This window comes from Thermodesulfovibrio sp. 3907-1M (assembly GCF_040450955.1).
Taxonomy (GTDB): domain Bacteria; phylum Nitrospirota; class Thermodesulfovibrionia; order Thermodesulfovibrionales; family Thermodesulfovibrionaceae; genus Thermodesulfovibrio; species Thermodesulfovibrio autotrophicus.
Genome location: NZ_CP144373.1, coordinates 1,748,437 through 1,760,383 on the forward strand (window position 1 = coordinate 1,748,437; position 11,947 = coordinate 1,760,383).

An 11,947-nucleotide genomic window follows, 5' to 3' on the forward strand; every position below is an offset into this window, starting at 1 on the left:
GGAGGAGTAATGAAGCAGCAGAGAATAAATGCTCAGGAACTGAATTTAAAAGATAAAGTAGTCTACATAAATAGAGTTGCCAAAGTTGTAAAAGGTGGCAGACGATTCTCCTTCAGTGCTTTGGTTGTAGTAGGAAATGAAGCAGGGATTGTTGGAGTTGGCAAGGGAAAAGCAGCAGAAGTTCCTGATGCAATAAGAAAGGCAATAGATAAGGCGAAAAAAAATCTTATAAGTTTTCCATTGAAAGATACTACAATTCCACATCGTGTGGAGTACAAATATGGTGCTACAAAGATAGTAATAAACCCTGCTCCAAAAGGAACTGGTATAATAGCTGGCGGTCCTGCAAGAGCGGTTTTTGAAGTGGCGGGAGTTCAGGATGTTGTTGCAAAAGTTCTTGGAAGCCACAATCCTTTTAATTCAGTTAAGGCAACAATAGGAGCATTAAGTAGCCTAAAAGAGCCTACTTCGGTAGCAAAACTCAGAGTAAAACCTTCTGAAATAGAAGTCCCTGAAGAAAATCAAGCAGTTGAGGAGGAAAAGGTTTTATGAAAATAAATGAATTAAAACCAGCTCCAGGAAGCAAAAAAAGAGTAAAAAGAATTGGAAGAGGACTGGGTTCTGGACATGGAAGATATGCAACAAAGGGAATTAAGGGACAGAAATCCCGTTCAGGGGGTGCTAAAGGAGCAGGATTTGAAGGTGGGCAGATGCCGCTTCAGAGAAGAGTTCCCAAAAGAGGTTTTTCAAATGTACCTTTTCGGAAAGAGTATGCAATAGTAAATCTTAAAGATTTAAATAAAATTATTGATGAAGTTGATGTTATTACTCCAGAAACTCTTTTACAGAAAGGTGTTGTTAAAAAGTTAAAAGATGGATTGAAAATTCTTGGAAGTGGTGAAATAAAAAAGCCTGTCATAATTAAGACTCATGCTATAAGCAAAGCAGCCCTGCAAAAGATTGAATCAATCGGTGGTAAAGTAGAGGTCATATAGTGGGACTTATAACAGCCTTTAGAAACATTCTCAAGATACCAGAATTAAGGGCAAGAGTTTTATTTACTCTTGCCATGCTTGCTGTATTCAGAATCGGAGCTCATATACCAACACCAGGCATAGATGGTGAAGCGTTGAGCAAGTTTTTACTTGAGCGCGGTGGAGCGGTTATGGGCTTTTTTGATATTTTTACAGGTGGAGCACTTTCTAAGGTTACCATCTTTGCTCTCGGCGTAATGCCCTATATAAGTGCATCAATTATTTTTCAGCTTTTGACTGTTGTTATTCCATCTCTGGCAAAGCTTGCAAAAGAAGGAGAGGAAGGCAGGAAAAAAATAACGAGATATACACGATATGCAACAGTGGTAATTGCTGCAATTCAAGGATTTGGTATAGCTATTGGACTTGAAAGCATGGGTGGTGGACAGTTTATTCAGGACCCAGGATGGTCATTTAGATTCGTAACAATGATTACTCTGACAGCAGGAACAGCTTTTCTCATGTGGCTTGGAGAACAGATAACAGAAAAAGGAATAGGTAATGGTATTTCTTTAATAATATTTGCAGGAATTGTTGCAAGATTTCCAAATGCCTGTTTTTATACATACAATCTTGTTAGAACAGGTGAATTATCAATATTTTTTGTTTTAATTCTGGTTGCGGTTATGGTAGGAGTTGTGGCAGGAATTATATTTATTGAAAGAGGACAGAGAAGAATTCCGATTCAATATGCAAAAAGAGTTGTTGGAAGAAAGATGTATGGTGGATATACCACATATCTTCCATTGAAGATTAATTCAGCAGGAGTTATTCCTCCGATTTTTGCTTCTTCAGTATTGATGTTTCCCGCTACTGTCGCAGGATTTATAGCTGTTCCATGGGTTCAGGCTCTGGCAAAACAGCTTTCTCCAGGAAGCTTTCTTCATATCATACTTTACGTTGGTTTGATAATCTTTTTTACATATTTTTATACAGCTGTAATTTACAATCCTGTGGAAATTGCTGAAAATCTTCAGAAAAATGGAGGATATATTACAGGAGTAAGACCAGGACAGAAGACATCTGAATATATTTATCGTGTGCTTTCACGCCTTACGTTCATCGGTGCTCTTTATCTGAGTGCTGTTTGTGTTTTACCGGAAATTCTTATTGCCAAGTTTAAAGTTCCTTTTTATTTTGGTGGAACTTCACTTCTTATAGCAGTTGGTGTGGCTCTTGATACAGTTTCTCAAATTGAAACTCACATGATAAGCAGATCCTATGAAGGATTCTTCAAAAAGTTCAGAATAAAGGGCAGGAAGGACTAATCAGGTAGTGATCATATTAAAAAGTCCTGAAGAGCTACAAAAAATGCGCAAATCTTGCCGGATAGTGGCTGCAGTTCTTTGTGAACTTAAAAATTTTATTAAAGAAGGATTGACAACAAAGCATATAGAGCAATTTATTGAAAATTTGATAATTAAGATGGGAGGAACTCCTGCGTTTAAAGGTTACAGAGGTTATCCTGCCAGTGCATGTATTTCAATAAATGAGCAGGTTGTTCATGGAATCCCATCAGAAAAAGTTTTTATTAAAGAAGGAGACATTGTGAGCGTTGATGTAGGAGTTTTATGTGAAAGCTTCTATGGTGATGCTGCATATACTTATCCTGTTGGAAGGATTTCAGAGGAAGCTCAGAAATTACTCAAAGTTACAGAAGAAGCATTGTATAAAGGAATTTCTGAAGCAATTCCAGGCAATAGAATCGGTGATATATCCAGTGCAATTCAAGCACATGTTGAATCCAACGGATTTTCTGTTGTACGAGCCTTTGTAGGTCATGGAATAGGAAGGTCTCTTCATGAAGATCCTCAAATTCCGAATTTTGGCACAAAAGGAGTTGGTCCAAAACTGAAAAAAGGCATGACCCTTGCTATTGAACCCATGGTAAATGTAGGAACTTATGAAGTACAAATTCTCTCAGATGGATGGACAGCTGTTACTAAGGATGGTTCTCTTTCAGCTCACTTTGAGCATACCATTGTAATTACTGAAGGTGAACCGGAAATCTTGACTAAATTATAAAAATATAGATATATTAACAAGTTATATGCCGAAAGAAGAACATATAGAAATGCAGGGAACCATTGAGGAAGCCTTACCTAATGCTATGTTTAGAGTAAGGCTTGAAAATGGGCATGTTATACTTGCTTATGTTTCTGGAAAAATGAGAATGCATTTTATAAAGATTTTGCCAGGCGATAAAGTACTGGTTGAAATATCTCCCTATGACCTTACCAAAGGTAGAATAATTTATAGATTTAAATAGGTTAAATAGGAGGTGTTAATTGAAAGTAAGAGCCTCAGTAAAAAAGATTTGTTCAAAGTGTAAGATAATTAAGAGAAAAGGAGTTATTAGAGTTATCTGTGAAAATCCAAAGCATAAACAAAGACAGGGATAAGAAAGGAGTATAGTATGGCAAGAATAGCAGGCGTTGATATACCAAAAAATGAAAGAGTTGAAATAGGACTGACAAGAATTTTCGGCATAGGCAGAAGCTTGTCAAATAAAATATTGAAAGAAACAGGGGTGGATCCTAACAAAAGAGTAAAAGACCTTACAGATGAAGAGATAGTAAAGATAAGGAGTGAGATAGAGAGAAACTACAAGGTTGAAGGTGAGCTCAGAAAAGAGATATCCATGAATATAAAAAGATTGATGGATATAGGCTGTTATAGAGGACTCAGACACATGGCTAACTTGCCTGTAAGAGGACAGAGAACGCGCACAAATGCGAGAACCCGTAAAGGTCCGAGAAGAAAGATCATGAAGAAAAAATAAAAAATTTAAAGGAGGTTATATAAATTAATGGCACAGAAAAGAAAAGGTATAAAAAAAGTAAAAAAGAATGTTCCATACGGAGTGGCTCATGTTCAGACGACTTTTAATAATACAATTATAACAATCACAGACCCCAATGGTAATGTTGTAGCGTGGGCTTCTGCAGGTAGTTGCGGCTTTAAAGGTTCAAGGAAGGGAACTCCTTATGCAGCTCAAATAGCAGCAGAGACAGTTGCAAAGAGAGTTATTGACATGGGAATGAAACAGATAGATGTTTTAATTAAGGGTCCTGGAGCAGGAAGAGAAACAGCAATAAGAGCACTACAGGCAGCAGGGCTTGAAATTAACTTAATTAAAGATGTAACACCTGTGCCCCATAATGGGTGCAGACCTCCAAAAAGAAGGAGGGTTTAAAAAATGGCAAGATATACAGGTCCTCTTTGTAGACTTTGCAGAAGAGAAGGCATGAAACTGTTTTTAAAAGGTACAAGATGCTATACAGAAAAATGTGCCTTTGAAAGAAGAAAATACCCTCCTGGACAGCACGGACATAACAGGGGTAAATTATCAGATTATGGTTTACAGTTAAGAGAAAAACAGAAAGTCAAGAGAATTTATGGTGTTATGGAAAGGCAGTTTAAGAACTACTTTGAAAAAGCTACAAAAATGAAGGGTGTAACTGGTGAAAATCTATTGAGACTTCTTGAAAGAAGGCTTGACAATGTGGTTTACAGGATGGGGTTTGCTCTGAATAGAAGACAGGCAAGGCAGTTAGTAAAGCATGGATATTTTATGGTTAATGGCAGAAAAGTTGATATTCCCTCTTATCTGGTAAGACCTGGAGATATAATTGAAATTATCCCATCAGGTAAAGAATTAGAAGTCATTAAAGAAAGCTTTGCTTTGGCTGAGCAGAGAGGATTCCCTGAGTGGATAGAAGTGAATACTGAAGAAATGAAAGGTAAATTTGTGAGACTTCCCGAAAGAGACGAAATACAGCTTTCAGTGCAAGAACAGTTAATTGTAGAGTTTTATTCAAAATAATTTATAGTGAAAGTTGGGAGGCAGTAAATGAATTTATATAAAGAATTTCAAATGCCCAAAAAAGTTGAGTTTGAGCAGGAAAGTTTAACTGATACATATGGAAAGCTTATAATAGAGCCCCTTGAGAGAGGATATGGAATAACACTGGGAAATTCATTGAGAAGAGTATTGCTTTCTTCTCTTGAAGGAGTAGCAGTTTATGCCATAAAAATAAATGGTGTTTTACATGAGTTCAGCTCAATAAAAGGAGTAAAGGAAGACGTACTGGATATTGTTTTGAATGTTAAAAAATTAAGATTTAAATACTATTCTCAGAGTGCTGATAAAAAAATAGCTACTCTTAATGTAAAAGGTCCAGCTGAAGTTACTGCAGAAGCTATCCAGACGGATGGAACATATGAAGTTTTGAATAAATCCCAGTATATTTGCTCTCTTGATCAGGATGCTTCACTGGAGATGTCCCTTTATCTGAGCAAAGGCAGGGGGTATGTTCCTTCAGAGGCAATTAAAGATGAGGATTTGCCTGTAGATGCGATTACTGTTGATGCCATATTCAGTCCCATTAAAAAGGTCAACTTTAGAGTGGAAAAGACCAGGGTTGGAGAACTTACAGACTATGATAGATTGATTTTGGAGCTCTGGACTGATGGAAGTATAACTCCTGAGAGAGCAATCAGCGAGGCTTCTAATATACTCATCAATCATTTTGAATATATGAGGTTTTTCAAAGAATCTGAAATTCAAAATAAACAGTCAGAAGAGGAGGTTACTAACACCGAAGAAAGTTTAACATTTGATACAGTAAATGAAAATATTTTTAAGCCAATTGAGGACCTTGAACTATCTGTTAGAGCATATAATTGTTTAAAGAGTGCTGGAATAAACACCATTGCTGAACTTGTTCAGAAAAACGAAAACGAGCTTTTAAAAACTAAAAACTTTGGTAAGCGTTCACTTGAGGAAATAAAGGAAGTTTTGAACACATTGGGTTTAAAGCTTGGAATGAGAATAAATCAAGAGTTACTTGAAAAATTCAAAGAAAAAGCTCAGAGGGGGTAATGGATGAGGCATAGAGTTGATGGAAGACATTTTGGAAGAACAGCAAATCAGAGAAAGGCTCTTTTGAGGGGACTTCTGGCTTCTCTTATTAAGTATGAAAGAATTGAAACAACTGCTGCTAAGGCAAAAGCTGTTAAAGAACTTGCTGATAGACTTGTTACCTTTGGGAAAAGGAGGGATCTGCACTCAAGAAGGCTCGCACTCAGTTACTTACCAGATAAAGAGTTAATAAGAAAGCTTTTTACAGAAATTGCACCTCGCTTTGCGGACCGAAACGGTGGATATGTAAGAGTTGTAAGAACAGGATTTAGAATTAAAGATAGCGCACCAATGGCAATACTGGAGTTTGTAGACTATAAGAAACCTGAAAAGGAAGAGAAAAAATCAGAGTAGCACAGCTTTGAAATTTGACATAACTTAGCAAAATTTGATAACTTTAAAATGATTCCTGGGTAGCTCAGTCGGCAGAGCGGGTGGCTGTTAACCACTTGGTCGGGGGTTCGAATCCCTCCCCAGGAGTTTAAATTTTAAAATTAATGGAGGAGCAGATGCCAAGAGCAAAAGGTGGATTTAAAACAAGAAGATATCATAAAAAAGTTCTTTCAATGGCTAAAGGATACTACAGTGGCAGACATCGCTCATATAAAGTGGCTGCCAAAGCAGTAGAAAAGGCATTAGAGCACGCATATAAAGACAGAAGGCTTAAAAAGAGAGACTTCAGGGCTCTCTGGATTACAAGAATAAATGCTGCTGCAAGAATGTTTGGTCTCACTTATAATCAATTCATTAATGGACTTAAAAAGGCAAATATTTCACTTAACAGAAAAGCTCTTGCTGATATTGCTTACAATGATATAAATGCCTTTGGAGCATTGATAGAGAAGGTAAAACCCTTTGTAAAAGCAGCATAAATGCAAGACCCTTTACTGCAAGCCTTTGTTAAAGAAATAAATGAGATTAACTCTGTTGTTGAGCTTGTTAATCTTAAAGCAAAGTATATTGGTAAAAAAGGTATAATTACAGAAAGAATCAAAAATTTAGGAAAACTTCCGCCTGAACAGAGAAAATTACAGGGAAAAATCCTTAATGGACTTAAAAACTTTATTGAAGAAGCTCTTAAAAACAAAGAAGAAGAACTTAAGCAAAAGGAAATATCAGAGGCTTTAAAAAAAGAATTAATTGATATCACACTGCCAGGTAAGGATTTTTATTCTGGTGGAAGTCATCCAGTTAACAGAACTCTTCTTGAAATCATAGATATTTTCAGAGAACTGGGATTTACTGTTGAAGAAGGTCCTGAAGTAGAGCTTGATTATTATAACTTTGAAGCATTAAACATTCCAAAGAACCATCCTGCCAGAGACATGCAGGATACTTTTTATATAAGTGAAGATGTTGTTTTAAGAACCCACACCTCACCTGTTCAGGTGAGAGTTATGGAAAAGAAAAAGCCTCCGCTTAGGTTTATTTCTCCTGGAAAGGTTTATCGCTGTGATTCAGATGTAACACATACTCCAATGTTTCATCAGGTTGAGGGTTTGATGGTTGATGAAAATGTCTCCTTTTCTCATTTAAAGGGTGTGCTTGTTTATTTTTTAAAAAGGCTTTTTGGAGATATTCCCATAAGATTTAGACCAAGTTTTTTCCCCTTTACTGAGCCTTCAACTGAGATAGACATTGGCTGTATTATTTGTAGTGGAGCTGGATGCAGGGTTTGTAAAGGCAGTGGATGGCTTGAAGTTCTTGGTGCTGGAATGGTTCATCCCAATGTATTTAAGTTTGCAGGATATCCTGAAGGAAAATACACAGGCTTTGCCTTTGGAATGGGTGTGGAAAGACTTACAATGCTTAAATACGGAATAGATGATATAAGATTATTCTTTGAAAATGACATAAGATTTTTGAGGCAATTCTGATGAAAGTTTTATTTAGCTGGTTAAAAGACTACATTGAGGGAGAGATAGAACTAAAAAAGCTTGCCGATGCCCTGACAATGGTAGGAGTTGAAGTAGGAGGAATTGAAGATTTTGAAGGCGATGCAGTTCTTGATTTAGAAATAACACCCAATAGAGCAGACTGCCTCAGCCTAATTGGAATAGCAAGAGAGATTAAAGCAATTTTTGGATTAAGACTCAAAAAACCATTCTTTGAAATTCAAAAAGAATTAAAAGAACCGAATTTTAAAATTTCTATTGCCAATCAAGACCTCTGTTATAGATATGCGGGAAGAATTATCAGGAATGTAAAGATTGCTCCATCACCTGATTGGCTAAAAAAAAGGCTTGAGGCATCAGGAATTCGTTCAATAAACAATGTTGTTGATGTTACAAACTATGTTCTTCTTGAATGGGGGCAACCTCTTCATGCCTTTGACCTTGACCTTCTTGAAGGGAAGCAAATAAGAGTTGGAACGCCAGAAGATTTTGGTATGGATTCTGTTGAAATTACCACTCTTGATGGGGCAAAAAGAAAGCTTGACTCTCATGATCTTTTAATCTGGGATGGAGTAAAACCTGTTGCGATTGCTGGAATTATGGGTGGTGCAGATACTGAGGTTACTGATAAAACTGTCAATATTCTTCTTGAGAGTGCTTATTTTAAACCTGAAAGAATAAGAAAAACATCAAAAAAACTCGGACTTTCAACTGAAGCCTCTTACAGATTTGAAAGAGGCACTGATATTGAGGCTCTTAAAGAAGCTCTTGACAGGTCAGCTTTTTTAATTCAGCAGCTTGCAGGCGGTGAGCTCTATGAGATCATAGATGTCTATCCAGTCAAAATTCCATTGAAAGAAGTTCTGTTTAACACAGAAAAAATCCGCAACTTTTTAGGTATAAATCTCTCAGATGATGAAATCTTAAAAATTCTTGAACTTCTTGAAATAGAAGTTAGAAAAAAGGACTCCGGGATTTATATTGCTAAAATTCCCTCTCACAGACAGGACATATCAATTGAAGAAGATATTGCTGAAGAAGTAGCAAGAATTTATGGTTATGACAGAATCCCTGCTGAGTTACCTCAGGCATTTAAATATGTTGAAGAAAACTATGAACTTACAAAAAAGAGAAAATTTTTAGATCTTTTAAGAAATTACATGATTTCTCTTGGCTTCAGCGAAGCTGTTAATTTCAGCTTTATGTCTGCCGATGATCTTGATTTATTAGAAATTCCAAAAGATGACAGAAGAAGAAAGTTTATCTCCCTTCTTAATCCTTTAAGGCAGGAAGAATCAGTAATGAGAACAATGCTTCTTCCGGGGCTTCTTAAGAACATTGAAAAAAACACTGCCCGTGGCATAGAAAATTTAAAGCTTTTTGAAATAGGAAGAGTATTTATAGCTCAGCAAGCTGCCTCTCTTCCTGAAGAACCTGTTCATCTTGCCATAATAACAAAGAAAGAGGATTTTAAATCTCCCTTTAAAGAGGACCCCTATGATTTCTATGCTTTGAAGGGTTTGATTGACGGAGTTTTCAGGTATTTCAAAATAAACAATGTTCAATATATTAGGTCTAAAGAGATATTTTTACATACTGGACAATCAGCGGATATCTTCGTAAATGGTGAAAAAATTGGATTCATTGGAGTACTTTCTCCAAAGGTTTTATCAAGACTTGATTTTAAGACAAAGCCTTACATATGTATGACAGAGCTTGATCTTGATAAGTTGTTCTCATTCGTTCAGACAGAAATAAAGTATAAACCTTTTTCCACATATCCTCCAGTGAAGAGAGATGTGGCATTAATACTGCCTATTGATTTTGAATCACAGAAAATACTTGATATTGTTAGCTCATACAGCAGTGAACTTATTGAGGATGTCTTTATCTTTGATGTATATCAGGGCAAAGGAATTCCTGAAGGAAGTAAAAGTATAGCCTTCAGGATAACTTATAGAGCCTTTGACAGGACATTAACTGCAGAGGAAGTTGAAAGCTTTCATAATCAATTAATAGAAAAAATTATTGCTGAAACCGGAGCTACTCTCAGAACCTAATTTTTAAGTTTATACCCTGCTTCCTCAATAGCCTGTGTAATCCTTTCAATATTTGTTTTATTTTCATCAAAAACAATTGTAGCTTCTCCGATTTTTACATCTGCTTCTGCAACTGCCGCTTTTTGAAGTGCCTGAGAAACTCTTTTAATACAATGTTGACAACTCATTCCTTCAATAAATATTTTTATCCTCTTCATTGTTTTTCTCCTGTTGATGTGTTTTTTAAATTTTATCATATTATGCTAAATAAAGTGTGATTTTATAAGGGCAATATAGAGGGAAACAGCCCGCATAAGCGGGCTCAATAATTCTATAGTTTCTTGTAGCAAAACCACCAATCAAAGTTTTCAAACTGCTTAGTTCTTTCCTGAGCTGTTTTCACATCAGAGGCTGGTGGAATGATTACTTTGTCTCCTATTAATTCATTATTAGGCCATCCTGCAGGAATTGCAACATTGTTAGCATCAGATGTCTGTAGTGCTTTTACTGCTCTAATAATCTCATCAATGTTTCTACCTACTTCCTGAGGATAATAAAGAACAAGTCTTAAAACACTCTGAGGATCAATAACAAATACAGCTCTGATTGTATTGGTTCCTTTTGCCGGCGAAATCATTCCAAAAGATCTTGCTATTTCTCCCATATCATCTGCAATAATTGGAAAAGTTATTTCCACTCCAAGTTTTTCTTTAATCCATTCAATCCATTTAATATGAGAGAATACTTGATCAATTGAAAGCCCAATAAGCTCACAATTTAATGCTTTAAATTCATCAATTCGCTTCTGGAAAGCAACAAACTCTGTTGTGCAAACAGGCGTGAAGTCTGCAGGATGACTGAACAAAACTACCCATTTCTCTGCATAATCACCGGGGAAATTAATGATTCCGTGCGTTGTTTTTACTTTTCTGTTTTCAATTTTCTCACCTAATAAAGGCATTCTTACATCCATCTTATCACCTCCGATTTTATTTTAAAATAATTATAAAATAGTAATTATAAAAAAGTCAATATTTTTACACAGGCAGGCTTTCTAAGGTATAATAAAAGCTTATGAAAGAGCTATTGGTTGCCATAATTGGTGCAGGTCCTGCAGGTATTGCTGCAGCAGTTGAATTGAAAACAGCAGGCATAAAGAATATTGCAATTTTTGAGAAAGCTGGTAATCTTTGTTACACAATACGAAGGCTTTATCCTGAAGGTAAAAGAGTGGATAGAAATTACAAAGGCATGAATATAGCTTTAGAGGGAGTATGTTCTTTTGAAACAGAAACAAAAGAGCAATTTCTTGAACGGATGGAGAAATATATTAAAGATTATCAGGTAGAAATTTTTTATAACACAGAAATTAACGGGCTGCAAAAGAACGGAGAATTTTATATTATTAAAGCTGGCACATGTTCTGTTGCCAGAGCATATGCGGTGGTTATTGCTACAGGAGTTTTTGATAAGCCTAAAAAGCCATCATATCCAATTCCTGAAGAAGTAAAACACAGAGTTTTTTTTGAACTTCCAAAAGAGTTGCCTGAAGGAGAAAAAATACTTGTGGTTGGAGGAGGGAATACAGCTGCTGAACTTGCCTGTATTCTATCAGGAAGGTGTGATGTATATATATCATACCGAAGACCTGAATTTTTTAGAATAAATGAAGAAAATCTTAGAGAGCTTGAAAAGAGAAAAGATAAAATAACCTTTTTTTTGGGCACAGAGATAAAGGGAGTTGAACCTGAAAAGGAAGGAGTAAAAGTAATCTTCACTGATGGGTATACTGAAGTATTTTCAAAGATTTTTTACTGTCTTGGAGGAAGCACACCAAGAAACTTTCTTGAGAAAATAGGTGTAAGATTTAAAGATTCACTCCCGGACATTGATGAATTTGGAGAGAGCAATCTTGAAAGAGTATTTCTTGTTGGTGATGTAGCAGTTAAAAGAGGCAGTATAGTTCATGCATTTAATTCAGCGCACAGGGCTGTAAAAAGAATTATTGAGAAATATTCGCTTATTTATATTCAAAATTTAAAGTTCAAAGTTTAA

17 protein-coding genes and 1 tRNA gene are annotated in these 11,947 nt (G+C 35.9%); 16 read left to right on the plus strand and 2 right to left on the minus strand.

Features of this window, described 5'->3' with window-relative positions; all coding sequences use genetic code 11:
* Positions 1-9 precede the first annotated feature (9 nt).
* From rpsE to pheT, 15 genes are all read left to right on the plus strand, one after another.
* Positions 10-552, plus strand: coding sequence for a 30S ribosomal protein S5 (rpsE, locus tag V4D30_RS09120; RefSeq protein WP_353684013.1), 543 nt, complete (start codon positions 10-12; stop codon positions 550-552).
* Positions 549-995 (plus strand): 50S ribosomal protein L15, encoded by a 447-nt coding sequence (rplO, locus tag V4D30_RS09125; RefSeq protein ID WP_353684014.1) that lies wholly within the window; start codon positions 549-551, stop codon positions 993-995. Before rpsE ends, rplO begins: the two co-directional genes overlap by 4 nt.
* Complete coding sequence (gene secY, locus V4D30_RS09130) at positions 995-2,302, plus strand: preprotein translocase subunit SecY (protein ID WP_353684015.1); 1,308 nt, start codon at positions 995-997, stop codon at positions 2,300-2,302. The genes rplO and secY overlap by 1 nt, the downstream gene beginning before the upstream one ends.
* Positions 2,303-2,309: 7 nt before the next feature.
* Positions 2,310-3,059, plus strand: a complete 750-nt coding sequence (gene map, locus V4D30_RS09135) for a type I methionyl aminopeptidase (protein ID WP_353684016.1) — start codon at positions 2,310-2,312, stop codon at positions 3,057-3,059.
* 25 nt (positions 3,060-3,084) lie between these two features.
* Positions 3,085-3,303 carry a translation initiation factor IF-1 gene (gene infA / locus V4D30_RS09140; RefSeq protein WP_353684017.1) on the plus strand — a complete coding sequence of 73 codons (219 nt, stop codon included), beginning with the start codon at positions 3,085-3,087 and terminating at the stop codon, positions 3,301-3,303.
* Positions 3,304-3,322: 19 nt separating this feature from the next.
* Entirely contained in the window at positions 3,323-3,436 is a 114-nt protein-coding gene (gene rpmJ / locus V4D30_RS09145; protein WP_353684018.1) for a 50S ribosomal protein L36, read from the plus strand.
* Positions 3,437-3,450: 14 nt separating this feature from the next.
* Positions 3,451-3,816, plus strand: a complete 366-nt coding sequence (gene rpsM, locus V4D30_RS09150; protein ID WP_353684019.1) for a 30S ribosomal protein S13 — start codon at positions 3,451-3,453, stop codon at positions 3,814-3,816.
* A 27-nt stretch (positions 3,817-3,843) separates the two neighbouring features.
* On the plus strand, positions 3,844-4,230 hold the full coding sequence (rpsK, locus tag V4D30_RS09155) for a 30S ribosomal protein S11 (protein WP_353684020.1): 387 nt from the start codon (positions 3,844-3,846) through the stop codon (positions 4,228-4,230).
* A gap of 3 nt (positions 4,231-4,233) precedes the next feature.
* The gene (rpsD, locus tag V4D30_RS09160) at positions 4,234-4,860 is read left to right on the plus strand and encodes a 30S ribosomal protein S4 (RefSeq protein ID WP_353684021.1); all 627 of its coding nucleotides are present in this window, start codon (positions 4,234-4,236) and stop codon (positions 4,858-4,860) included.
* 27 nt (positions 4,861-4,887) lie between these two features.
* On the plus strand, positions 4,888-5,919 hold the full coding sequence (locus V4D30_RS09165) for a DNA-directed RNA polymerase subunit alpha (protein ID WP_353684022.1): 1,032 nt from the start codon (positions 4,888-4,890) through the stop codon (positions 5,917-5,919).
* A 3-nt stretch (positions 5,920-5,922) separates the two neighbouring features.
* Positions 5,923-6,312 (plus strand): 50S ribosomal protein L17, encoded by a 390-nt coding sequence (rplQ, locus tag V4D30_RS09170; protein ID WP_353684023.1) that lies wholly within the window; start codon positions 5,923-5,925, stop codon positions 6,310-6,312.
* Positions 6,313-6,365: 53 nt separating this feature from the next.
* Positions 6,366-6,438 (plus strand) — tRNA-Asn (locus V4D30_RS09175).
* 29 nt (positions 6,439-6,467) lie between these two features.
* Positions 6,468-6,830 carry a 50S ribosomal protein L20 gene (gene rplT, locus V4D30_RS09180; RefSeq protein WP_353684024.1) on the plus strand — a complete coding sequence of 121 codons (363 nt, stop codon included), beginning with the start codon at positions 6,468-6,470 and terminating at the stop codon, positions 6,828-6,830.
* Positions 6,831-7,835: a phenylalanine--tRNA ligase subunit alpha gene (gene pheS, locus V4D30_RS09185; protein WP_353684025.1), complete on the plus strand. Its 1,005-nt coding sequence runs from the start codon at positions 6,831-6,833 to the stop codon at positions 7,833-7,835.
* Positions 7,835-9,913, plus strand: a complete 2,079-nt coding sequence (gene pheT, locus V4D30_RS09190; protein ID WP_353684026.1) for a phenylalanine--tRNA ligase subunit beta — start codon at positions 7,835-7,837, stop codon at positions 9,911-9,913. The genes pheS and pheT overlap by 1 nt, the downstream gene beginning before the upstream one ends.
* Here the strand turns inward: pheT and V4D30_RS09195 are convergent.
* Positions 9,910-10,110 (minus strand): heavy-metal-associated domain-containing protein, encoded by a 201-nt coding sequence (locus V4D30_RS09195; protein WP_353684027.1) that lies wholly within the window; start codon positions 10,108-10,110, stop codon positions 9,910-9,912. The genes pheT and V4D30_RS09195 overlap by 4 nt on opposite strands.
* 113 nt (positions 10,111-10,223) lie before the next feature.
* On the minus strand, positions 10,224-10,865 hold the full coding sequence (locus V4D30_RS09200) for a peroxiredoxin (protein WP_353684028.1): 642 nt from the start codon (positions 10,863-10,865) through the stop codon (positions 10,224-10,226).
* A 101-nt stretch (positions 10,866-10,966) separates the two neighbouring features.
* Between V4D30_RS09200 and V4D30_RS09205 the strand changes: the two genes are divergently transcribed.
* Positions 10,967-11,947 (plus strand): NAD(P)-binding domain-containing protein, encoded by a 981-nt coding sequence (locus V4D30_RS09205; protein WP_353684029.1) that lies wholly within the window; start codon positions 10,967-10,969, stop codon positions 11,945-11,947.

Bases quoted from the DNA above. Each gene is read 5' to 3' on its own strand.
- rpsE (WP_353684013.1), top strand. From the start codon at position 10: ATGAAGCAGCAGAGAATAAATGCTCAGGAACTGAATTTAAAAGATAAA.
- rplO (WP_353684014.1), top strand. From the start codon at position 549: ATGAAAATAAATGAATTAAAACCAGCTCCAGGAAGCAAAAAAAGAGTA.
- infA (WP_353684017.1), top strand. From the start codon at position 3,085: ATGCCGAAAGAAGAACATATAGAAATGCAGGGAACCATTGAGGAAGCC.
- rpsM (WP_353684019.1), top strand. From the start codon at position 3,451: ATGGCAAGAATAGCAGGCGTTGATATACCAAAAAATGAAAGAGTTGAA.
- rpsK (WP_353684020.1), top strand. From the start codon at position 3,844: ATGGCACAGAAAAGAAAAGGTATAAAAAAAGTAAAAAAGAATGTTCCA.
- rpsD (WP_353684021.1), top strand. From the start codon at position 4,234: ATGGCAAGATATACAGGTCCTCTTTGTAGACTTTGCAGAAGAGAAGGC.
- V4D30_RS09165 (WP_353684022.1), top strand. From the start codon at position 4,888: ATGAATTTATATAAAGAATTTCAAATGCCCAAAAAAGTTGAGTTTGAG.
- rplQ (WP_353684023.1), top strand. From the start codon at position 5,923: ATGAGGCATAGAGTTGATGGAAGACATTTTGGAAGAACAGCAAATCAG.
- rplT (WP_353684024.1), top strand. From the start codon at position 6,468: ATGCCAAGAGCAAAAGGTGGATTTAAAACAAGAAGATATCATAAAAAA.
- pheS (WP_353684025.1), top strand. From the start codon at position 6,831: ATGCAAGACCCTTTACTGCAAGCCTTTGTTAAAGAAATAAATGAGATT.
- pheT (WP_353684026.1), top strand. From the start codon at position 7,835: ATGAAAGTTTTATTTAGCTGGTTAAAAGACTACATTGAGGGAGAGATA.
- V4D30_RS09195 (WP_353684027.1), bottom strand. From the start codon at position 10,110: ATGAAGAGGATAAAAATATTTATTGAAGGAATGAGTTGTCAACATTGT.
- V4D30_RS09200 (WP_353684028.1), bottom strand. From the start codon at position 10,865: ATGGATGTAAGAATGCCTTTATTAGGTGAGAAAATTGAAAACAGAAAA.
- V4D30_RS09205 (WP_353684029.1), top strand. From the start codon at position 10,967: ATGAAAGAGCTATTGGTTGCCATAATTGGTGCAGGTCCTGCAGGTATT.